Source organism: Klebsiella michiganensis (assembly GCA_000963575.1).
In the GTDB taxonomy this organism is placed as follows: domain Bacteria; phylum Pseudomonadota; class Gammaproteobacteria; order Enterobacterales; family Enterobacteriaceae; genus Cedecea; species Cedecea michiganensis_A.
Map to the genome: position 1 here is coordinate 1,940,649 of CP011077.1, position 22,059 is coordinate 1,962,707.

Below are 22,059 nucleotides of genomic sequence, written 5' to 3' on the forward strand. Positions count from 1 at the left end.
AAATGGAGAAGAAGGGCATTCTTTTAGCAAATATGGTGCGTCCGAGTGGACTCGAACCACCGACCCCCACCATGTCAAGGTGGTGCTCTAACCAACTGAGCTACGGACGCACTGATATATTTGAGAATGGTGCGTTCAATTGGACTCGAACCAACGACCCCCACCATGTCAAGGTGGTGCTCTAACCAACTGAGCTATGAACGCATTGTTGTCTTGGCGACAGCGGGGACGAATATTAGCGATACACCTCGGGGCTTGCAAGGGGAAACTCGCAATTTTATTCCAGATTTCACGCGATTGCCGAGCATCTGCGCAGAATGGGGAGAAAGTAGCCGCTGATGCGGCTACTGATGTTTAATTAACGTGCAGCCCGCTGAAGGATGGTCGCGGACGGCTGACGCTGCAGCCAGCGCATACGCAACATCATCATAATCGCGGCGGAGGTCAGGCCGATAATAAAACCGATCCAGAACCCGGCCGGGCCCATCGGTTCGACGACCCAGTCGGTTAACCCCAGAATATAGCCGCTTGGCAGGCCGAGTACCCAGTAGGCGATAAAGGTAATAAAGAAGATCGAGCGCGTATCTTTATAGCCACGCAGAACGCCGCTGCCAATCACCTGGATGGAGTCGGAGATCTGGTAAATCGCCGCCAGCAGCATAAGGTGTGCTGCCAGCGCCACAACCGCCGGGTTGTCGTTATACAGCAGCGCGATGTGTTCCCGGAAAATGACGGTAAACAGCGCCGTGCACATGGCGAGACAAATCGCCACGCCAACGCCGGTGCGGGCGGCAATCTGTGCGTCCAGGGTCGAGCCCTGGCCAAGACGGAAGCCCACGCGAATGGTCACCGCAGCCCCCAAAGAAAGCGGCAGTACAAACATCAACGAGCTGAAGTTGAGGGCAATCTGGTGCCCGGCAACGTCGGTGATGCCCAGGGGGGAAACCAGCAGGGCGACCACGGCAAACAGCGTGACTTCGAAGAAAAGCGCCAGGGCAATCGGCAGCCCAAGCTGGCTCAGGCGTTTGACCACCGCCCAGTCCGGCTTACTGAAGCTGTCCTGGTTTTTAATGTCGCGCATTGAGCGAGCTCTCCGGATGTAGGACAGCATGCTGAAAAACATTACCCAGTACACCGCCGCCGTCGCGACGCCACAGCCCACGCCGCCCAGTTCGGGCATACCAAAATGGCCATAAATAAAGATGTAGTTAACCGGAATATTCACCAGCAGGCCGATAAAACCCATCACCATACCCGGTTTGGTTTTAGCCAGCCCTTCGCACTGGTTACGGCCCACCTGGAAGAACAGGTAGCCCGGCGCACCCCACAGCAGCGCGCGGAGATAGCGGACGGCTTTATCCGCCAGCTCAGGATCGATATTGTGCATCGCGTGAATAATATGACCTGCGTTCCACAGCACCACCATCACCAGCACGGAAACCATACCCGCCAGCCAGAATCCCTGGCGAACCTGGTGCGCGATGCGGTCGCGCCGGGCTGAACCGTTAAGTTGCGCAACGGTTGGCGTTAAGGCCAGTAGCAGCCCGTGGCCAAACAGAATGGCGGGGAGCCAGATAGAGGTGCCGATAGCCACGGCGGCCATGTCGGTAGCGCTGTAGCCGCCGGCCATCACGGTATCGACGAATCCCATTGCAGTTTGAGCTACCTGCGCGACGATGACAGGTATCGCCAGGGCAAGGAGCTGGCGAGCTTCGGTGAGGTACTTCTGCATGTTTACACCTGATTATTTTTATATGTATGAGAGACTAAAAAAGCCGCCAAAACAGGCAGCAAGAAGATGAACTGGGGAAATAGCCAGTCTATTGTAGCGGGAGTTTATTTATACGCCAGTCAAAAATAGAGCCAGCGCACGCCCCGCACTGGCAAGCTGATTTTCCAACTGCTAAAGTGCGAAAATGTCTGTTAATGGCGGTAGTTAACCGTCTGCGAATTGCCAGGAGTTTTTAGATGTTTACAGGTATTGTGCAGGGCACGGCGACCCTGGTTTCCATTGATGAGAAACCGAATTTCCGCACTCACGTTATTGATATGCCAACTGAAATGCTGCCAGATCTCGAAACCGGGGCCTCGGTGGCGCATAACGGTTGCTGCCTGACCGTAACGGCAATCGACGGCAATCGCGTCAGCTTTGATTTAATGAAAGAGACCTTGCGCATCACCAACCTCGGTGAACTAAACGTGGGCGACAGCGTGAACGTTGAGCGCGCAGCTAAATTTAACGACGAAATTGGCGGGCATTTGATGTCGGGTCATATTATGACCACGGCCGAAATTTCAAAGATTCTGACCTCAGAAAATAACCGCCAGATCTGGTTTAAGATTCAGGATAAAACCCTGATGAAATATATCCTTTATAAAGGCTATGTCGGCATCGACGGGATTAGTTTGACGGTGGGCGAGGTGACCGCGACGCGTTTTTGTGTGCACCTGATCCCTGAAACGCTTGAGCGTACTACGCTCGGTGCTAAAAAGCTGGGCCAGCGTGTGAACATTGAAATTGACCCGCAGACGCAGGCGATAGTTGACACCGTTGAGCGTGTGCTGGCTAGCCGCGAAGCTGCCATGGCGGCGGCGATCCCTGACGGCGAATAAACGTTTTTGATTGATAACAAACGGGGCCATTTGGCCCCGCTTCAGACGATTGAAAAACTCTGGCGAGAGAAGGAATACCAGAGGGTTCGTTAAAAAATAAGGAAAATCAATTCATTGATTTTCGGCTGATAAACACCTGGAGGAAAAAATCACGCTTTTTTCCGCCAGGTCAGCAACAGCAAACGGGGCCATTTGGCCCCGTTTCTTTTTCTTAATTTTCTTCGTTAAACCCGTTTTCGGCCGCAGTTTTCATAAACCACTCGCCGCTTTTCTTAATCGTGCGCTGCTGGGTATTAAGATCCAGCGACACAAAACCATAGCGGTTTTTATAGGCGTTGCACCATGACCAGTTATCGATAAAGGTCCACATATGGTAACCAAGGCAGTTGCTGCCCTCGCTGATGCCCTTATGCAGCCACTTCAGGTGATCGCGGACGAAATCAATCCGGTAATCATCGTTAATTTGGCCGTGGTCGATAAAGCGCTGCTCGTTTTCAACGCCCATACCGTTTTCAGAAATATAGCAGGCCGGGTTGCCGTAATTCTCACGCAGATTGGTGAGAATATCGTAGATCCCACGCTCGTAAATTTCCCACCCACGGTACGGGTTCATTTTGCGGCCCGGCATTTCGTAGGACTCAAAGAACCACTCCGGCATAAATGGACTTTCCGGGTTAACCAGCGTATCGCGGCACTTAATGCGTCGCGGCTGGTAGTAGTTAATCCCCAGCAGGTCTACGACGCCTGCGGCGAGCAGGGCTTTGTCTTCAGGCTGGCAGGCAGGCAGCTTACCGTGTTCTTTCAGGAATGCGACCAGTTCCGCGGGATATTCACCGCGCAGCGCCGGGTCGAGGAAGCTCCGGTTAAACATCAGGTCGGCCAGGTTTGCCGCTTTGACGTCGGCCGGGTTTTGTGAGCGAGGGTAAGACGGCGTCAGATTAAGAATGATGCCAATCTGGCCGTCATCGTTGCGGGCATGGTAAGCCTTTACCGCTTTCGCATGGGCGAGCATGGTATGGTAAGCGACCGTCACCGCGCGGTTGAAGTCCACCACGTTAGGGTAGTGGTAGTCATACAGGTAGCCGCATTCAACCGGCACAACCGGCTCGTTGAAGGTAAACCAGTGCTTCACGCGGTCGCCAAACAACTCGAAACAGGTCCTGGCGTAGGCTGCGTAGGCGTCAACCACTTCACGGCTTTCCCACCCGCCTTTTTCCTGCATGACCATCGGCATATCAAAGTGATACAGATTGATAAACGGCTTAATGCCCTGAGCTAACAGCTCGTCAATCACCCGATTGTAGAACTCAACCGCCAGCGGATTTACTTCGCCTGTGCCGTCAGGGATCAAACGGGCCCAGGAAATCGAGGTGCGGAAAGTATTGTGGTTGAGCTTTTTCAGCAGCGCGATGTCCTGCTTCCAGCGCTGATAAAAGGTTGAGGTGTTTTGCGGCCCGACGCCGTGGTGGAAACGGTTAGGTTGCTCGGCGAACCATCTGTCCCAGATGGTTTCAGACTTGCCAAAATTCAGCGCTTCGCCCTCGGTTTGTGGGCCTGAGGCTGCGCTGCCCCACCAGAAATGCTCAGGAAATGCGTATTTCATCGTTGTCCTCACGGTCTGACCTGCCATCTCCGGCAGGCAATCATTGATGCAGCTAATGCCATGATTGTCTGTGATTGATGAAACCGGTTTCTATCGCAGGAAATGATATCTGTTAAGCAGATCAAGCCGCTACGCTTAGGCAGGGCCAAACCTGTGAGGTAAATCACATTGATGCGCAAGGAGAGACAATTGGAAATGAAAAAACCCGGCATTCACCGGGTTTGTTTTTAACGAGGTACGCGCAGCCCGTGTTCAATGCCCCGGCTGAAAACCACCTGCCAGAGCTGAATGTCTCGCGCCCGGAAAGCCCCGGCGCAGGCATTCAGGTAGTAGCTAAACATTCTTTTAAAGCGCTCAGAATAGTTGTCTTCAATTTCAGACCAGGCCGCCAGAAAACGCTCGTACCAGGCCATCAGCGTTTTGTCATAGTCGGCGCCGAAATTGTGCCAGTCTTCCATCACGAAATGTGGCTCGCTGGCATCGGCAATCTGCCGCACCGACGGCAGGCAACCGTTAGGGAAAATGTACTTGTTAATCCACGGATCGACATTATTGTCGGTCTTTTTAGAACCTATTGTGTGCAGCAGGAAAATGCCATCCGGCTTGAGGTTGCGGTCGGCAACGTCAAAGTAGGTGGCATAATTTTTGGGTCCGACGTGTTCAAACATCCCGACGGAAACAATGCGGTCAAATTGTTCGTTCAGGTCGCGGTAGTCCTGCAAAAGGATGGTGACATCCAGACCTTTGCAGCGCTCCTGCGCCATTTTTTGTTGTTCCGCGGAGATAGTCACGCCAAAGACGGATACACCATAATTGCGTGCGGCAAACTCGGCCAGACCGCCCCAGCCGCAGCCGATATCCAGCAGCTTCATACCGGGTTTTAGCTGCAATTTTTCGCAGATCATTTTGAGCTTGGCATCCTGCGCGTCGCTGAGATTTGTCGCTTCTTTCCAGTAACCGCAGGAGTATTGCATGTGCTTATCCAGCATCCGGCTGAACAGATCGTTGCCAAGATCGTAATGCTCTTTACCCACTATCCAGGCGCGTTTCTTAGACTGCAGGTTAACCAGCCTTGCTGCCGCAATGCGCAGGGTATCTTTGAAGTGGTGGGGCAGTTGGTTTTCCAGCCCGGCGCGCAGGACTTTGGTGAAAAAGATATCCAGCCGTTCGCATTCCCACCAGCCGTCCATATAGCTTTCGCCAAGGCCGAGAGAACCTTCCTGCAGAACGCGTTTAAAAAAGTCTGGGTTTTTGACCTGAATATCAAAGGGGTTTGGGCCGTTGAGGGTGATGCCTGCCCGGCTTAGCATTTCATTTGCGATACGATACCATTCGTTATCTCGTACGCTCACTTCTTCTATACACGATGAACTCATAGCTTCTCCATCACCTTGTTGTGATCAGAACCTTAAAACAGCGTAGACGCTATTCACGGCTTGTGAGAACTCTCACGGAAAATTCCGCGTGCCTGATATCCGACGTAGAACAGAGAAAGGGGGGATTCTCCCTTACTGAAAGGCCATCCATGGAAAAACGGAAGCGCTCCGGCTCCCGCAAAAATAAAATTGATAAGGCTTATAGTAGAACCGCAATTACTATAAGCCCGTTTAAATGATGGTTCAATGGAATATTGTTAGCAAGCTAATCACACAATATTCACATTATCATGCAGGTTACTGTGCGCGTGACAGTTCGCTGTGGCTCTTGTTCTGCGCTTCACGGCGGACCGTGTGCTGCAGGGCATAGCCCAGGCCAGCAAGCAGGATTGTCGCCAGCATCACGCTGGTGGTGGTCAGCAGCGGGGTTGTCACCAGCCAGGAGACCATCAGGCTGGCCAGGAAGCAAAGCCCAAGCTGCAGGGTATTTTGCAGCGCTGCGGCTTTCCCGGTTGCCTGTGGGAAAGGCAGCAGGGCTGAGGCAACCACGATGGGGTAGATGGCGCCGTTCGCCGCGGCCATCACACAGAACGGAATAAGCAGCAGCGTCAGGTTAGCATGGCCGCTGACTGCCACGCCCCAGGTTGCAACCACGCTCAGGGCATACAGGGCCAGCAGCCACGGCAGCAGCTGTTTGCCACTCCACTTTTGCAGCGCGCTGCGGCAGCCATAGCCGCCCACCAGGAAAGCGACCGTCTGCGGCATGTAGCTCAGGCCAATCGCCGCGGGGCTGTAGCCCATATCATTCAGAATAAACGGCGAGCCGGTGAGCCATGCGAAAAAGCTGGCGGAGCAGGCGGCGTAAATCAGTACGTTGCCGCCGTAAACGCGGGAGCGTAATAAAGAGAAGAAGCTGACCTTATTGTCTTCGGTTTGCTCGTGGTGCTGAGTCCGGGGCTTGAGGCGCAGGGTGGGGATCATCAGCAGCAAAGCGACGGCGAACAGCACGGCGAAAATGGCCTGCCATTCAAAATGATTCAGTAGCCAGCTGCCGAGCAGCGGGGCCAGCGCCGGAGAAAGTCCGACCAGCGGCATGATGGTGGCAAAAATGCGGCCGGCGCGGTTGGCGGGATAATAGTCGGTCACCAGTGCCTGCCAGCTAACCGCCGCGGAACAGACGCCCACGGCCTGAATAAAGCGTAACACCAGCAGCGTGGTGGCATCCTGCACCCAAAGCATCCCGATACAGCCGACGGCAAACATGGCCAGGCCAATCAACAGCACAGGTTTACGCCCGAAGCGGTCGGAAAGTGGGCCCCACATCAGCTGGGCAAAAGCAAAGCCGGCGAGGAACAGGCTCAGGCTGGCGCTAACCGCGGAGGCGGTGGTGCCCAGATCTTGTTGAATGGCGGCGAAGGCAGGCAGGTACATGTCGGTGGCCAGGAAGCCCAGCACGCTCAGCCCCGCGAGCCAGATAAGAAATCCCTTTGATGGTTGCATATTTCACTCTTGATTTTGATGGCAGGTTAACGGGGCTGGAGTCTACGGAGTGCAAAACCGCTTGTGAAACGCTAATATTTGCAAATTGCATTCAAATTTTTTGCAGGCAGAAAAATGTGGTCTGAATATTCACTGGAAGTGGTTGACGCCGTGGCTCGAAACGGCAGCTTTAGCGGTGCGGCCCAGGAGCTTCACCGCGTGCCTTCTGCCATCAGCTACACGGTGCGCCAGCTTGAGGAGTGGCTGGCCGTGCCGCTGTTTGAACGGCGTCACAGGGACGTTGAGTTGACCGCCGCCGGGGCGTTTTTTCTCAAAGAAGGTCGGTCTGTTATCAAAAAAATGATGACAACGCGTCAGCAGTGCCAGCAGATAGCCAACGGCTGGCGAGGGCACCTGTCGATTGCGGTAGACAATATCGTTAAACCTGAGCGAACCCGCCAGCTGGTGCTGGATTTTTATCGTCATTTTCCGGATATCGAATTGCGGGTCTCCCAGGAAGTGTTCAACGGCGTGTGGGATGCCCTGGCGGACGGGCGGGTTGAGGCCGCGATTGGCGCAACGCAGGCAATCCCGGTCGGGGGGCGCTACGCGTTCAGGGACATGGGCACCCTGAGCTGGTGCTGCGTGGTCTCTGCCAGCCATCCGCTTGCGCAACAGGCCGGTATCATTCTGGATGACGACATTCGCCCCTGGCCATCCCTTGTGCTGGAAGATACGTCCCGGTCGCTACCCAAGAGGATTACCTGGTTGCTGGACAACCAGCGCCGCGTGGTGGTGCCGGACTGGGCGTCGGGGGCGGATTGCCTGACGGCAGGATTATGCATTGGTATGGTGCCGACGCACATTGCCAGGCCGTGGCTGGTAAAGGGCGACTGGAAAGCGCTGCGGCTTGAAAACCCGTTCCCGGACGCGGCCTGCTGCCTGACGTGGCGGCAGGATGATGCCTCGCCCGCGCTGAGCTGGCTGCTGGACTATTTAGGCGACAGTGAGACGATGAATCAGGAGTGGCTGCAGGAGCCGGGTAACGCATTCCCGGCCCCTGAAGAGGTTTAGCGGCGGTAATCGCGGAACGGACCGTCGGCCACCGAGCGGCGCTCAATCAAACGCGGATGGACTTCAATCGTCTGCGACTCTTCGCGCTTATTAATGATACGGTCGAGCAGCATGTTGAAGGCCGTTTCCCCCAGGCGCTCTTTCGGCTGGTGAATAGTGGTCAGCGCCGGTGAGAAGTAGCGGGCGTTGCGCACGTTATCGTAGCCGATGATAGAAATGTCCTGCGGTACGCGCAGCCCCATTTCGTCTGCGGCGCAAATCGCACCCATCGCCATAATATCGCCGCCGCAGAAAACGGCGGTAGGGCGATGCGGCTGGTTAAGCAACTGCTGCATGGCGCGGTAACCGGACTCCGGTTCGAAGTCGCCCTGAACCACCCAGTTATCAGGCACTTTAATATTGGCTTCCTCCAGCGCTTTCAGGAACCCCGCATGGCGGCCGCCGCCGGTATTACGTTCCAGCTGGCCCGGGATAGCCCCGATATCGCGATGACCACGCTCAATCAGGTAGCGGCCCGCGAGGTAGCCGCCGTGGAAGGCATTGTCGACGACAGAGTCGGTAAAATCAGCGCGGGCTTCGCCCCAGTCCATGACCACCATCGGAATGTGGCGGTACTCTTCCAGGGTTGAAAGCAGCGTGTCGGGGTATTCGGAACACATGACCAGCAGCCCGTCCACGCGTTTTTGCGCCATCATGGACAGGTAAGCGCGCTGCTTTTCATAGTTATTGTGCGCGTTGCCCAGAATCAGGGTGTAGCCCTTAGCGAAACAGCTGTTCTCAACGGATTCAATAATCTCCGCGAAATAAGGGGCTTCGCTTGAGGTGGCGAGCAGGCCGATAGATTTGGTGTGGTTGACCTTCAGGCTGCGCGCCACGGCGCTCGGCGAATAGTGCAGCTCTTTGATGGCCGCCCAGACGGCGTTGCGCGTCTCTTCCGCCACAAAACGGGTCTTGTTAATGACATGTGACACAGTGGTAGTGGAAACGTTTGCGCGCTTCGCTACGTCCTTAATCGTTGCCATTAGATGTCACTCCAGACCATATCGTAAACTCCTGATAACTCATGTGTTAAACGTTTGCCTTCGCTAACTCCTGGGGCAACACGTTGGTTGCAGGCCTGTCGGGGATGCGACATACAGCGGGAGGAGGGCGTTGCCGGGCGATACGCGGTAAATTAGCGAAGGATTTTGGCTTATCCCGGGGCAAAGTGGAAGAGGGAAAACCGATATCTGTGCAAATCCAGCAGGATTTTTATCGCTAATTGTGGGAAAATCACCCCACATACACTTTGTAGGGAAATAAAAGGAGCTTACGATGAGTACCGATCTGAAGTTTTCCGTGGTGACTACGGTTATCGTACTGAGTCTGATTGTTGCCGGGGCGCTAACCGCCGTTCTGCACTGATTTACAAAGGGCCGCGAAAAGCGGCCCTTCTCTTATCATATTAAAGAAGAAAAAGCGTAGTTTTCCCTCTTCGTGACTAACCCCTAAACATCAGCCTACCAGGTTTTGCGCAACAAAGTTCCAGTTAACCAGCGCCCAGAAATGGTCGAGATAAACCGGGCGCGCGTTGCGGTAGTCGATGTAGTAAGCATGTTCCCAGACGTCCACGGTCAACAGCGGTTTTGCCCCGGTTGTGAGCGGAGTTCCTGCGTTAGAAGTAGAAACGATAGCCAGGCTGCCATCGCTGTTCTTCACAAGCCAGGTCCAGCCGGAGCCAAAGTTTTTGATTGCCGCTTCGGTGAACTGCTTTTTAAAGGCTTCAACGCTGCCAAAAGCATGATTGATGGCGGCCAGTACTTCGCCTGTTGGCTCCCCACCGGCATTCGGCGCCAGGCAGTGCCAGTAAAAAGTATGGTTCCAGACCTGGGCTGCGTTATTGAAGATAGCCCCGTCGGACGTCCGCACGATCTCTTCCAGCGTTTTGCCCTCAAATGGGCTGCTTTTAATCAGGTTGTTCAGGTTAGTGACGTAGGTCTGGTGGTGTTTGCCGTAGTGGTATTCGAGTGTTTCGGCTGAGATATGCGGCGCCAGCGCATCTTTGGCATAGGGCAGGGTGGGTAGTTCGAACGACATTGCTTCACTCCTTGTTATTTTGTTTCACAATATAACTACAATTTGTGTGGTTATAAGGTTAGCAAATTAGAGGTGAGTGAAAAAGCGAAATGAAACAACAAAATAAAACAGGCCGTTGCCGAACCGTCAGACAGTGGACACGCTACCAGCGATATTAAAAATACGAGATGAGGCGTGACAATAGACAGGGGAAATCATTCATTGATTTTCGGCTGATAACCATCCAGAGGGAAAAACCACGCTTTTCCCTCTGGGTCAGCAGCTGTTAACAGCCCACTGCCGGGCTGTTAACATGTTAACCAGTCTGAATGCCCCGAGAGGGCGCTGGCAGGATCAACGAATGGTTTTTGGCGTCATCACCCGGCGGGCACCCACGTAGTGGCGCTGCCAGTAATCTTCGCTCAGGGAGGTGATCTGAATATCGCGTCCGCTGCGAGGGGACTGAATAAACTTCCCGTTGCCAACGTAAACACCAACGTGATCGGCGGTCCCGCGGCCCTGGGTGCGGAAGAAGACCAGATCGCCGCTTTCCAGCTCGCTGCGGTCAACGGAAGAGGCATCACGCAGGTGATACATCTCATTGGCGGTGCGAGGAATACGGATGTTCACCAGATCTTTATAAGCGTAATAAATCAGCCCGCTGCAGTCGAAACCGGTGCGAGGGGAAGTGCCGCCCCAGCGATACGGTTTACCAATTTGCCCCATCAGTTTGTTCATTGCCGTTTTTTGCGCTTTCTGTACCCGGACTTTATGGGCCTGCGCAATGGTCAGATTTTTTTCAGACTTCACCTTAACGCACTGCTTTTTATGCCCTTTACGATGGGTGCACTTTTCAGTGTAGGCGAGGCTGGAAACGGTTGGCTGTATGGCTAATTTCTGAGAGGTTTTTTTGCTGCTGGTTTTAGCGAGGGTACTGCTTTTGCCTGAGGTAGTGTGCTTTGCCACTTTGGCTTTTGCCGATGAGGCATTTTTTTTACCGGACTTCTTTGTGGAGGCTGTGCTGACCTTAGGTTTTGCTTTCTCTTTGCCTTTGTTGCTTTTACCCGTTGTTGTTTTCGCCGTCTGGCCTCTTTGTGCAACAGGGTGGCGGACGTGCTCAGACGCCTGCGCCAAAGGTGTATAGGGCAAAGCAAATAGCAGAGCACATAGCGTGATAGAGATTTTAGTTATCCGCGCCACTCGTCAATCCCCTGATAAATGAAGGCAAGATGCTAACCATCATGCCTGCGTATGATTTTTGCGAAACCCGACGATTCTAATGCATAAAAGCCGATAATGTTAATAGGCAAATACTATTTAACGGCCAAAAGTGGAAGCTATAGCTAAAAAATTAATCATTCCCAGAGGTTATAAGCTGTTTAATTGATCTCGAATGAAGCAAATTGCTCATTTTCGCGCGCCGTAAAAGTGTTATTCTTAAAGCATGTTTGCACGCCTGGGACGGAAGATAAACCCTGGTAAAAATGGTGTTTTCTACGCAGGGTGCAACTGGCTACAATGGCAGGCTATTGCCGTATCAAGGTTTGAGGAAGCAAGACAATGAGCACTATTGAAAAAATTCAACGCCAGATCGCTGAGAACCCGATTCTTCTCTATATGAAAGGTTCCCCGAAGCTGCCGAGCTGCGGCTTCTCCGCTCAGGCTGTTCAGGCACTTTCTGCCTGTGGCGAGCGCTTCGCCTATGTGGATATTCTGCAGAACCCGGATATCCGCGCCGAGTTGCCAAAATACGCTAACTGGCCAACGTTCCCACAGCTGTGGGTTGATGGTGAGCTGGTCGGCGGCTGCGACATCATCATTGAGATGTATCAACGCGGCGAACTGCAGGCGCTTATCAAAGAGACCGCAGAGAAGCACAAATCTGAAGAACCAGGCGCAGAGTAATCTCGCCAGCATAAAAAAAGCGCCCATCGGGCGCTTTTTTTATGCTTCAGATTCAGGCTCGTTGGCCAACGGCAGCGGCCAGCCGCCGAGGCGCTTCCAGCGGTTGACGATTTCGCAAAACAGCAGCGCGGTTTGCTCGGTGTCGTACAGGGCGGAGTGGGCCTGGGAGCTGTCAAACTTCTGACCAGCGGCGATGCAGGCTTTAGCCAACACGGTTTGCCCCAGCGCGAGGCCACTCAGGGCCGCGGTATCAAACGTCACAAACGGATGGAACGGATTGCGCTTCAAAGAGGCTCGCTCTGCCGCCGCCATCATAAAGCTGTGGTCAAACGTGGCGTTGTGCGCCACCATAATCGCCCGGCTACAGCCGCTGTCTTTAATGCCTTTGCGCACGGTTTTGAAAATGGCGTGCAGGGCTTCATATTCGCTGACGGCACCACGCAGGGGGTTATGCGGGTCAATTCCGTTGAACGCCAGAGCTTCTGGCTGAAGGTTTGCGCCCTCAAACGGATCGACATGGAAGTGCAGTGTTTCATCGGGGGATAACCAGCCGTCTTCATCCATCTTCAGGGTAACGGCGGCGATTTCCAGTAACGCATCGGTTTTTGCGTTAAAACCTGCGGTTTCAACATCGATAACTACCGGATAAAAACCACGAAAACGGTCGCACAGGCCATGCAATTGCGTGTTGTCTGACATCAGATTCTCTTAATACGGGGAAAATGCAGCGCGCATTATGGCAAATTTCGGGGAGTGTTGCAGTAAGGGGCGCACAACACGCCCCATGTTTGACGCCGATCTCTTAAAAATCAGTTACCCAGGCCTTTGCCCGCATGCTTTTCTTCGATCAGCTCGATTTTGTAACCGTCCGGATCTTCAACAAAAGCGATAACGGTGGTGCCGCCTTTAACCGGGCCAGCTTCACGAGTGACGTTCCCGCCATTGTTGCGAATGCGTTCGCAGGCGTCGGCGGCGTTATCAACGCTCAGCGCGATGTGGCCGTAAGCGGTGCCCAGCTCGTAGCTGTCCACGCCCCAGTTATAGGTCAGCTCGATAACCGCCGTGTCGCTTTCATCGCCATAGCCGACAAACGCAAGAGAGTATTTGTACTCAGTGTTTTCACTGGTACGCAGCAGTTTCATGCCCAGTACTTTGGTGTAGAACTCGATAGAGCGTTGCAGGTCGCCAACGCGCAGCATGGTATGAAGTAGACGCATAAAATCCTCGTCGAATGAGACAGTTATTTCTGGAGTCGTTGAGTATAGCGGCGTTTGCGCGCCGCTTTCAATGAAAGGTACTGCGGAGTTACAGCGTTGGGTAGTCGGTATAGCCTTCCGCGCCACCGCCGTAGAAGGACTCAGGACGCTGCGGGTTCAGTTCGGCATTTTTATGCAGGCGGGCCACCAGGTCCGGGTTAGCAATAAATGAACGGCCAAACGCAACCGCGTCGATCAGGCCTTTGCCGATCAGGTCTTCCGCTTTCTCCGGGGTATAAGCGCCAGCGCCAACGATCACGCCGCTGAAGCGCTCACGGACTTTGGCACGGAATGCTTCGGTGTACGGTTCGCCACCGGCCCAGTCAGGCTCGGACATATGCAGATAAGCAATACCGCGTTTGCCCAATTCTTCAATCAGGTAGAGCGCATCGGCTTCTTCGTTCGGGCCGTTGTCGACGTTCTGGAACGAGCCAATAGGAGACACGCGGATCCCGATGCGATCGGCACCCCATTCTTTGATCCCGGCATCAACCACTTCCAGCACCAGGCGAGCGCGGTTTTCGCGGCTGCCGCCGTATTCGTCGGTGCGGTGGTTAGAAGAAGGAGACAGGAACTGGTGCAGCAGGTAGCCGTGGGCAGAGTGCAGCTCAACCAGGTCAAAACCTGCATCGCGAGCGTTACCAATCGCTTTGCGGAAGTCGTCCACGATGCCCGGGATTTCACTCAGTTCCAGCGCGCGTGGCATCGAAGTATCTTCGCGAACGGCATTGCCGTTTTCGTCACGCAGCGAGGTGCGCGTTCCGGCAATCAGCGCGGAAGGCGCGACCGGAGCCTGTTGGCCAGGCTGAAGAGTAAAGTGGGAGATACGGCCGGTGTGCCACAGCTGCACGGCCATGTGGCCTTTTTCAGCGTGCACGCCCGCGGTGATTTTTTTCCACGCGGCGATTTGCTCTTCGCTATGCAGGCCCGGCGCGCCGGCATACCCTTTAGCCTGAGCGGACATCTGGGTTGCCTCGCTGATGATAAGCCCGGCGCTGGCGCGCTGGCGGTAATACTCACCCATCAGCGGGGTTGGGATATCGCCTGGCTCAATACTGCGCAGGCGCGTCAGCGGAGCCATAAAAATACGGTTTGGTACGGTAATCGCGCCAACTTTGAGTGGCGTAAACAGTTTATCTGCTGACATGGTGTTTCCTCAAGTAGACCGGTCGTCTAGTAATTTAGTAAATAAAAAACCTGTCAGGCGACAGGTTCTGCCAATAGGGTTCGTACGTGCGCTAACGCGCTTTCAAGCGGCTGCGCGCTGCGGGAAATTTTTGCCTGCAGGCTGGCCCCTAACCACAGGGAGTACAGCACCATGGCCTGTTCAAGCGGGTCTCCTTCAAAACTCAGGCTTTTTTCGCTGCGGCCTCTTTCCAGCGCATCCGCGAGCCGGGAGATGAGCTGCGACCCGCCGTTATTCAGCGCGCCACGCATATCTTCCGAAAGGTCACAGACTTCTGCTGAAAGCTTCACGATCAGGCAGTTGCTCAGGTTCCCGCTCTGGCAGAAGTAGCTCAGCATATCCTGGTACCACTTCAGCAGGCGTTGGCGATAATTGCCTTCACCGTGCGAAAACTGTTCCGCCACACGCAGATTGGAGGCCTGGTAATAGCGCTCAAGCATCGCCACGCCAAACGCTTCTTTAGAGCGGAAGTAGTGGTAGAAAGAGCCTTTGGGCACTTCTGCGGTGCGTAACAATTCGCTTAATCCCATGCCGGTAAAGCCCCGGGCAAGGCACAGCCGCTCACCAATGGTGAGAAGATGTTCGCGAGTGTCGTGGTCAGGATGTCGATTCATGTGGCCAAATGTAGTAGACCAGTCGGTCTAATGCAAGAGGGCGCGGCCAATTTTTTGTGGCCGCCATCTCATTACCCCTTGCGACAGTCGGCAAGAATATCCGTATCCTTTTGATAAACCGAGCTATGAATATTCATCATGCCCAGCAGCGTGGAAAACAAATTGTCCTGGGACACCGCATCACTGGCGGCTTTGTGCGCCAGGCATTCGCGGTCCAGCGCAAAGTTTCGCTGGTAATCCTCTGACAGCCAAAACAGCAGCGGAATATGTGTCTGCTGCGAAGGCGCAAGCATATACGGCGTGCCGTGCAGATAAATCCCGCTTTCCCCGAGAGATTCACCGTGATCTGCCAGGTAAACCAGCGCCGTGTTCAGCTTAGCCTGATGCTGTTTTAGCTTGTCGATAAGGCGGCTCAGCACATCGTCGGTGTGCAGGATGGTATTGTCGTAGGTGTTTATTAGCGCCTGCCGGTCGCAGTCCTGAATCTGGTTGCTGTCGCAGGTTGGCGTGAAGCGGCGGAAAGCGGCCGGATAACGCTGGTAGTAGGCCGGCCCGTGGCTACCCATCAAATGCAGCACAAGGACGGTATCCCGCTGCAGGCCGTCAATCACGTTGTCCAGGCGGTGGAGCAGGACATCGTCAATACAGGCGCCGTCTGTGCAGTACACGTCCAGCTGCCACTGTGTCATATCGGTATGGGGAATACGGTCACAGGCGCCTTTGCAGCCGCCGTCGTTATCCCGCCACAGCACGTTCACGCCGCCGTGTGCCAGCACATCCAGCAGGCCTTCCTGATGCCGGGCGAGATCGGCATCGTAGGTTTTCCGCGGCATGTCTGAGAACATGCAGGGCACAGAAACTGCGGTTTCCGTTCCGCAGGACGAAGCCTTCTGGAAGTAGATCACTCCCTGTTTTTTCATCTGGGGGTTTGTTTCACGGGGATAGCCACCCAGCGAGTAGTTCTCGGCTCTTGACGCTTCACCGACCACCAGCACCACCAGGGTTTTCCTGGCCTGCTGCTTAATTAACGGGCCTCTTTGCGCATCCTCGCCAATTTTTATCAGCGTCTGGTCCCCGGCGAACCAGCGCTCTTTGCTGTAGCGGCTCAGGGCGCTGATGTAGTTTGCCGGCGTTACCATTTTCACCACACCTTTGTTATTGCGGAACAGCGAAGCGTAGTCTTTGTAAAACACGGCGGCGACGAGGATTATCACCAGCAGCCCGGCCAGAATGCTGACCAGACGAGTCAGCACGGTATGCCACCAGCGCGCCGGCTGAACCTTCACCAGAGAAAGCAAAAGGGCGGGGATGATACCCAGCAGGGCCAGCCAGCTAACCAACTGAGGCGTAACCAGCGCGGTGGCTTCCTGGGAGTTAGTTTCAAACACGTTCACCATAATGTTTTTATCGATGACGGCCCCGTAGGTGAACATAAAATAGTTGCTGGCAGCGCAGCCGATAACCAGCAGCACCAGCACAGGTTTGCGCAGCCACGGCAAGTTCACCACGCTGAAAATCGTCAGCCAGGCGCAGAACAGCACCACCGGCACCGAAGCTGCAAACAACCAGCTATGGAAGGAGTCCGGGGCAATCAACTGCCAGCTGCGGTGGATAAACAGAGAATTGATCAGCGTAAAGAAAAAGGCACAACAGAGGTTAAATTGCGCATCGTTACACTGTAACTTTTTTAGGAAATTCATATAAGCCGTGAATACAAAACAGAATATTCGCTAGCGTAGAGAGAGAAGATTAGCTGAACCTTAATTTTAAGACGGTTTTCGCTGAGGGGCGATTTTTTAGCCGTCCCGCTTGCATCCGGGGCAGAGTCAGGCTTCAATTGATGCAAAGTCATTAATGAGGCGGGTTAGTGTCTGAACAGCTAGAATTCTTCCCCATTCAAAGCCCCTGCCGCGGGATCTGCCAGTCGGATGAACGCGGCTTCTGCCGTGGCTGCATGCGCAGCCGGGACGAACGCTTCCAGTGGCAGCAAATGAGCGACGCCCAAAAGCAGGACGTATTGCGCCTCTGCCGCCAGCGCTTATTGCGCAAGTTACGAGCAAACAAGCCAAATTCTCCTGAAGAACCTGAGCAGCCCTCACTGTTTTAATCATTTACCGCCGTTATACTCGGGGCAGTTTTTTCCCTTTTTGAGGTTATTTTTTATGGTACAGCGTATTACGATTGCCCCGCAGGGCCCGGAGTTTTCACGTCTGGTGATGGGCTACTGGCGTTTGATGGAATGGAACATGTCCCCGCGCGAGCTGGCGAGCTTTATTGAAGAGCACGTTGAGCTGGGGATCACCACGGCGGATCACGCTGACATTTACGGGGGGTACGCCTGTGAAGCGGCCTTCGGCGAGGCCATGCGCCTGGTGCCGCATCTGCGCAGCAAAATGGAGATTGTCACCAAGTGCGGGATTGCCACCACCGCTAAGCCAGAAAATGCCCTTGGCCACTACATTACCGATCGCGACTACATCATCAGCAGCGCAGAAAGCTCGCTGAAAAAACTGGCCACCGATTACCTGGATTTACTGCTGATCCACCGCCCGGACCCGCTGATGGACGCCGACGAAGTGGCAGAAGCTTTCACCGCGCTGCATCACAGCGGCAAAGTTCGCCATTTCGGCGTGTCTAACTTTACCCCGGCTCAGTTCTCGCTGCTGCAGTCTCGTCTGCCGTTTACCCTGGCAACAAACCAGGTTGAGCTTTCGCCGGTGCACCAGCCGCTGCTGCTGGACGGCACGCTGGATCAGCTCCAGCAGCTCCGCATTCGCCCGATGGCCTGGTCATGCCTTGGCGGCGGCCGTCTGTTTAACGACGATGAATTCCAGCCGCTGCGCGCCGAACTGCAGAAAGTGGCGGAAGAACTCGGGGCCGACACCATCGAGCAGGTAGTTTACGCCTGGGTGATGCGTCTGCCGTCCTCGCTGCTGCCGATCATTGGTTCCGGCAAAATCGAACGCGTGCGCTCTGCCATTCACTCGCTGTCTCTGAATATGACTCGCCAGCAGTGGTTCCGCATTCGTAAGGCCGCGCTCGGCTACGACGTGCCTTAATCGTTACTGACCGCCTGCCAGCGTGCCGGCAGGCGGTGCCTGTTCCAGCTGGGACAGCGAGCAGTAAAGCCGCCAGATAATCCCCGCCAGTTCCCGCGCCGCCGGATCGTGATGGTGCGAAAGCGTGTCGCACATTCTTTGCAGTTCCTTCAGGGATCCCGCCAGCGGCCGCTGTAGAACCCCCCGTTCACTCATCACATCCCGCAGCGTGTGCAGGCAGACATCCCTGACCATCGACAGCGGGTCGGAACGGGTTTCCCAACCACGCAACTGCCAGACAACGTGCGAGCAATTGAGCAGTACCACGCCCCAGCGCAGGAGCCAGCGGCGGGCGGCCTCTTCTTTGCTGCTGCTAAGCTGGCTGATGTGGTGGTACACCAGCGACTCAAACTGGCTCTCGCTGTGCTGCGGTTTGCGGCTCAACTGGTCGATAAACCCGCGCCGAAGCGCCCGGATATGGCGGCGGCTTCGGCGGGTATCTGAGCTGGGTCTCAGGACCGAAAAGGCCAGCCATGAAATGCCCACGCCGAGCACTTTGGCGAGGTTGTCATTCATAAATCCAGCGAAGTCGTAAACCGGCGGGTTGCTGACCGACAGAAACGATCCCATAAAGACAATCAGTTGCCCCCAAAGTGCGGCCCGCTTTACCTGCTGAAGTTTCAGCAGCTGCATGGTGAGCAACAGTGGCAGCAGGAAGACCAGGAACTGCCACAGTTGGGTGACCTGAATCATCAGGCCAAATTTCACCAGGAAACTGAACAGCGACAGCCAGAGCAGGGTACGCATCAGCAGCGTGAGTGACCCAAGCGGCGAGGCCACAGAAGAGTAGAGCACGCAGCTAATGGCGGCCAGGGACAGCGCCCCGCCGCCGGACTCCCACTGGGTGCCGATACACCACGCGCCGGTGAGGACGATCGTCGCAAAAGTGCGCACGGCGCTCCATAGCGCTTCGGCATTATCGGTATGGCGCGCAAGCGGTGGGGCCTCGGGCGGCGTAATCACCGACACCGGGGAGGCATTTTCCAGCTCTCTTAGCCAGCGGCTGCTGTTAAGGTAGAGCCAGCAGAAATAGCGCAGGCGGTGCCAGAAGGCCTGATGGCGGTAGTCGTCTTGCGAATGAGGGGCGATTTGTTGCAGCAGCCGGGCGACGGTGTATTTATCGGCGTCTGGTTTCGCCAGTTCCCGCAGCAGGCTGTCCAGCACCGACCAGATATTGGCGGGGGCCTCGGGCCAGTTGAGCAGCATCCGCCGCAGGCTGGAGATCACGCTGGTCAGGCGCAATTGCTGGTGGAGCAGGTAATTCAGCAGATTGTTCTGGCGGCGGAAGCGGTAGTGGCTCCAGAACGCCTGAATGCGCAGCAGGTTCATGGTCAGGATCTGGCCGATGATGCTTTCGTGCGCGGTGCGAATGGCGTCGGTCGTTTCCGGCTGCCAGAGCAGGCTGGCGTGCTCGAGCAGTCGGGCGTGCATGTTCTTCAGGGCACTCACCAGGGCGCTGCCGTCCGAGGTGCTGGGCAGCACCATCATCATAAAGCCACCGCACAAAATCCCGACCACGACCTCGCACACTCGGGCCTGGGCGATGTCCCACAGCTCCGTCGATTCCACGGTATTGATCATCGGGAAAGCGATAATAGCGGCGGTGTACCCGGCGAGCATGAACGCGTAGGCCACGTTATTCTGAAAATGGCTGGAAGCCCAGGTACAGATAGCCAGCCAGCTTGCCATGGCAAAGGTAAACAACCAGGGATCGTTCAGCGCGTTACCGGCAATCATTAACGAGGCTGCCGCCCCGATAAAACTGCCCGCAATACGCCCCAGGCTTTTGCTTATTACGCCGCCAACGGTGGGGAAGCTTACCACCGCTGCGGAGGTCATGGCCCAATAAGGCTCGTCCAGATTCAGACCATAGGCAATGGCCAGCGCCATGCCCATGGCAATCGCGTTGCGCAGCGCGTAGCGCCATTGTCCGCCGGTGGCTTTTCCCCAGGGCGTGTTATGCCACGCCAGAAAACTGAGATTCATCAGGGCTGAACGCTAACGGTACAGGTGGTGCCCGACACCAGCGTAACGCCTTCAGGAATGGTATCCAGACTAATGCGCACCGGCACGCGCTGTGCGAGGCGAACCCAGGGGACGTTTGGCTTAATATCTGGCACCAGGTCGCTGTCGCTTTCGATGCTTTGGTCGTAAATCGCGCGGCCAATACTTTCTACTTTGCCGCTTAACTTTTGGTTACCGTTGTAGAGCACGATCTGCACGGCATTACCCGGCTGAATGCGGCGCAGCTTGGTCTCTTCGAAATAACCCACAACGTAAAATGAATGGCTGTCCACCAGCGCGAAAACGGGTTTGCCTTCGGTGGCGTAATTCCCCGCGCGAGAGGTCAAATTCGTGACCCAGCCGTCCACCGGGGCAGCAACCGTAGTTTGCGAAAGCTGCCACTGTGCCTGCTCAAGCGTGGCCTGAGCGACTTTCACCGCTGCCTGCATCGCTTTCACGTTAATGTTGGCGGTGTCCATGTCTTCAGCGGAAATGTAGTTGCGGGGCAGATTATGGCGGCGGTTTGCTTCGTTGCTGGCTTTGGCCAGATCGGATTGGGCCTTGGCCAGCTGTGCCTCGGCGTTCAGCACCGCAATGTGGTAAGGCGTGGCGTCGAGCGTGAACAGCGGGGTGCCTTTACTCACGAACTGGTTGTCTTTCACATTCAGCGTCGTGATGGTGCCGGACACTTGCGGCGTGATGCTGACCTGTTCGGCACGGACTTTGCCGTCTCGCGTCCAGGGCGATTGCATGTAATAGTTCCATAACAGCCAGCCCGCCAGCAGTGCCGCAGCAAAAACGATGAGGGTGGAAAAGTATTTTATTGTTTTGATATTCATTGCGTTACCACATCACCAAAAGAGCCATGCCGGCGCTGACGGACAGCGCGAAAAGGGATAAGTCCATCAACGTGGGGTGCCAGATTTCACCGGAGTAAATCCAGTCGCGCAGCAAACGGTGGACGATAAGCCAGATAAAAAAGCCGACAAACACGGCCTTGAACAGCGGGGGAAAGTAGACTGACGCCCCGACCACAAGATCCTGAAGCGGGAAGCCAGACGGGCTAAAAGTGAGACTCACGTAGTGATAATCCTTTAAAAAACGGGGATGGCTGCCGTTTCCCCTCACTTAGATGTAGAATGAAAGTATAGCTGGTAGCATAACTTCGGTGAAAGTAAGGGATTTGTTTTTAACAATTAATGCCTGCACAATAGTCTAAAATCAGTATAATAAGTTAGCAAGCTAATTATAAGGAGATGAAATTGGAATCGCCATCGCCATTAGGATCGGATCTGGCCCGCCTGGTACGCATCTGGCGTGCGCTGATTGACCATCGCCTGAAACCTCTGGAATTGACACAGACACACTGGGTAACGCTGCATAATATTCATCAGCTGCCGCCAGATCAGTCACAGATTCAGTTGGCTAAAGCGATCGGCATTGAGCAGCCATCACTGGTTCGTACGCTCGATCAACTCGAAGAAAAAGGGTTAATCTCGCGTAAAACCTGTGCGAACGACCGTCGGGCAAAACGGATTAAATTGACCGAGCAGGCCGCACCTATCATTGAAAAAATGGAAGGCGTATTTAACGAAACGCGGGGAGAAATCCTGTCGGGTATTACTCGCGAAGAACAGACGCTGTTAAGCAGTCTGATCGGCCGGCTTGAGCAAAATATCATTGAACTGCAGAACCGGGGTTAATCTTCCCGATTGAACTAAAGCCCCGCGGGTTATCCGGCGGGGCTTTTTTTTTATCAGACACGCCACCGACGGATGAAATATGCCCCATAGCAA

21 protein-coding genes and 2 tRNA genes are annotated in these 22,059 nt (G+C 54.9%); 6 read left to right on the forward strand and 17 right to left on the reverse strand.

Features of this window, described 5'->3' with window-relative positions; all coding sequences use genetic code 11:
- Positions 1 to 33 precede the first annotated feature (33 nt).
- The 3 genes from VW41_09215 to VW41_09225 form a co-directional block, all read right to left on the reverse strand.
- Positions 34 to 110: transfer RNA gene (locus tag VW41_09215), tRNA-Val, on the reverse strand.
- 17 nt (positions 111 to 127) lie between these two features.
- A tRNA-Val gene (locus tag VW41_09220) sits at positions 128 to 204 on the reverse strand.
- A 154-nt stretch (positions 205 to 358) separates the two neighbouring features.
- Positions 359 to 1,732 (reverse strand): multidrug transporter, encoded by a 1,374-nt coding sequence (locus VW41_09225; GenBank protein AJZ89203.1) that lies wholly within the window; start codon positions 1,730 to 1,732, stop codon positions 359 to 361.
- Positions 1,733 to 1,968: 236 nt separating this feature from the next.
- Here VW41_09225 and VW41_09230 point away from each other — a divergent pair, with 236 nt between their 5' ends.
- Positions 1,969 to 2,613 (forward strand): riboflavin synthase subunit alpha, encoded by a 645-nt coding sequence (locus VW41_09230; protein AJZ89204.1) that lies wholly within the window; start codon positions 1,969 to 1,971, stop codon positions 2,611 to 2,613.
- Positions 2,614 to 2,824: 211 nt separating this feature from the next.
- Here the strand turns inward: VW41_09230 and VW41_09235 are convergent, their stop codons facing one another.
- The 3 genes from VW41_09235 to VW41_09245 all read right to left on the reverse strand — a co-directional run bounded on the left by VW41_09235 (position 2,825) and on the right by VW41_09245 (position 7,092).
- Positions 2,825 to 4,216: a 6-phospho-beta-glucosidase gene (locus tag VW41_09235; protein AJZ89205.1), complete on the reverse strand. Its 1,392-nt coding sequence runs from the start codon at positions 4,214 to 4,216 to the stop codon at positions 2,825 to 2,827.
- Between the two features lie 227 nt (positions 4,217 to 4,443).
- Positions 4,444 to 5,592, reverse strand: a complete 1,149-nt coding sequence (locus VW41_09240) for a cyclopropane fatty acyl phospholipid synthase (GenBank protein ID AJZ89206.1) — start codon at positions 5,590 to 5,592, stop codon at positions 4,444 to 4,446.
- Positions 5,593 to 5,889: 297 nt separating this feature from the next.
- The gene (locus tag VW41_09245; GenBank protein AJZ89207.1) at positions 5,890 to 7,092 is read right to left on the reverse strand and encodes a transporter; all 1,203 of its coding nucleotides are present in this window, start codon (positions 7,090 to 7,092) and stop codon (positions 5,890 to 5,892) included.
- A 114-nt stretch (positions 7,093 to 7,206) separates the two neighbouring features.
- Between VW41_09245 and VW41_09250 the strand changes: the two genes are divergently transcribed.
- A complete protein-coding gene (locus tag VW41_09250) occupies positions 7,207 to 8,145 on the forward strand; it encodes a transcriptional regulator (GenBank protein AJZ89208.1) in 939 nt (312 codons plus the stop codon).
- Here VW41_09250 and VW41_09255 read toward each other — a convergent pair.
- The gene (locus VW41_09255) at positions 8,142 to 9,167 is read right to left on the reverse strand and encodes a transcriptional regulator (protein AJZ89209.1); all 1,026 of its coding nucleotides are present in this window, start codon (positions 9,165 to 9,167) and stop codon (positions 8,142 to 8,144) included. The two genes, VW41_09250 and VW41_09255, sit on opposite strands and share 4 nt — an antisense overlap.
- Positions 9,168 to 9,459: 292 nt before the next feature.
- On the opposite strand from VW41_09255, the gene VW41_09260 reads away from it, so the two are divergent.
- A complete protein-coding gene (locus VW41_09260; GenBank protein ID AJZ89210.1) occupies positions 9,460 to 9,549 on the forward strand; it encodes a membrane protein in 90 nt (29 codons plus the stop codon).
- A 90-nt stretch (positions 9,550 to 9,639) separates the two neighbouring features.
- Here VW41_09260 and VW41_09265 read toward each other — a convergent pair whose 3' ends face one another.
- Both VW41_09265 and VW41_09270 read right to left on the reverse strand, forming a co-directional pair.
- Positions 9,640 to 10,221 (reverse strand): superoxide dismutase, encoded by a 582-nt coding sequence (locus tag VW41_09265; protein AJZ89211.1) that lies wholly within the window; start codon positions 10,219 to 10,221, stop codon positions 9,640 to 9,642.
- A 333-nt stretch (positions 10,222 to 10,554) separates the two neighbouring features.
- On the reverse strand, positions 10,555 to 11,400 hold the full coding sequence (locus tag VW41_09270; protein ID AJZ89212.1) for an endopeptidase: 846 nt from the start codon (positions 11,398 to 11,400) through the stop codon (positions 10,555 to 10,557).
- Between the two features lie 360 nt (positions 11,401 to 11,760).
- Between VW41_09270 and VW41_09275 the strand changes: the two genes are divergently transcribed.
- Positions 11,761 to 12,105, forward strand: a complete 345-nt coding sequence (locus VW41_09275) for a glutaredoxin (GenBank protein ID AJZ89213.1) — start codon at positions 11,761 to 11,763, stop codon at positions 12,103 to 12,105.
- Between the two features lie 39 nt (positions 12,106 to 12,144).
- Here VW41_09275 and VW41_09280 read toward each other — a convergent pair whose 3' ends face one another.
- The 5 genes from VW41_09280 to VW41_09300 form a co-directional block, all read right to left on the reverse strand.
- Positions 12,145 to 12,804 carry a ribonuclease T gene (locus VW41_09280; protein ID AJZ89214.1) on the reverse strand — a complete coding sequence of 220 codons (660 nt, stop codon included), beginning with the start codon at positions 12,802 to 12,804 and terminating at the stop codon, positions 12,145 to 12,147.
- 110 nt (positions 12,805 to 12,914) lie between these two features.
- Complete coding sequence (locus VW41_09285; GenBank protein ID AJZ89215.1) at positions 12,915 to 13,322, reverse strand: glyoxalase I; 408 nt, start codon at positions 13,320 to 13,322, stop codon at positions 12,915 to 12,917.
- A gap of 88 nt (positions 13,323 to 13,410) precedes the next feature.
- The gene (locus VW41_09290; protein AJZ89216.1) at positions 13,411 to 14,508 is read right to left on the reverse strand and encodes an N-ethylmaleimide reductase; all 1,098 of its coding nucleotides are present in this window, start codon (positions 14,506 to 14,508) and stop codon (positions 13,411 to 13,413) included.
- Between the two features lie 53 nt (positions 14,509 to 14,561).
- Positions 14,562 to 15,161, reverse strand: coding sequence for a transcriptional repressor NemR (locus VW41_09295; protein ID AJZ89217.1), 600 nt, complete (start codon positions 15,159 to 15,161; stop codon positions 14,562 to 14,564).
- A 71-nt stretch (positions 15,162 to 15,232) separates the two neighbouring features.
- Positions 15,233 to 16,861: a hydrolase gene (locus VW41_09300; GenBank protein ID AJZ89218.1), complete on the reverse strand. Its 1,629-nt coding sequence runs from the start codon at positions 16,859 to 16,861 to the stop codon at positions 15,233 to 15,235.
- Between the two features lie 462 nt (positions 16,862 to 17,323).
- On the opposite strand from VW41_09300, the gene VW41_09305 reads away from it, so the two are divergent.
- Positions 17,324 to 18,220 carry an oxidoreductase gene (locus tag VW41_09305; protein ID AJZ89219.1) on the forward strand — a complete coding sequence of 299 codons (897 nt, stop codon included), beginning with the start codon at positions 17,324 to 17,326 and terminating at the stop codon, positions 18,218 to 18,220.
- 3 nt (positions 18,221 to 18,223) lie between these two features.
- On the opposite strand, the gene VW41_09310 is transcribed toward VW41_09305, so the two are convergent.
- The 3 genes from VW41_09310 to VW41_09320 are packed head-to-tail and all read right to left on the reverse strand — an operon-like array spanning position 18,224 to position 21,343.
- Entirely contained in the window at positions 18,224 to 20,245 is a 2,022-nt protein-coding gene (locus VW41_09310; protein AJZ89220.1) for a fusaric acid resistance protein, read from the reverse strand.
- Positions 20,245 to 21,102: a membrane protein gene (locus VW41_09315; GenBank protein ID AJZ89221.1), complete on the reverse strand. Its 858-nt coding sequence runs from the start codon at positions 21,100 to 21,102 to the stop codon at positions 20,245 to 20,247. Before VW41_09315 ends, VW41_09310 begins: the two co-directional genes overlap by 1 nt.
- A 4-nt stretch (positions 21,103 to 21,106) precedes the next feature.
- Complete coding sequence (locus VW41_09320) at positions 21,107 to 21,343, reverse strand: membrane protein (GenBank protein AJZ89222.1); 237 nt, start codon at positions 21,341 to 21,343, stop codon at positions 21,107 to 21,109.
- A 176-nt stretch (positions 21,344 to 21,519) separates the two neighbouring features.
- Here VW41_09320 and VW41_09325 point away from each other — a divergent pair, with 176 nt between their 5' ends.
- Entirely contained in the window at positions 21,520 to 21,966 is a 447-nt protein-coding gene (locus tag VW41_09325; protein ID AJZ89223.1) for a transcriptional regulator SlyA, read from the forward strand.
- The last annotated feature ends 93 nt before the right edge of the window (positions 21,967 to 22,059 follow it).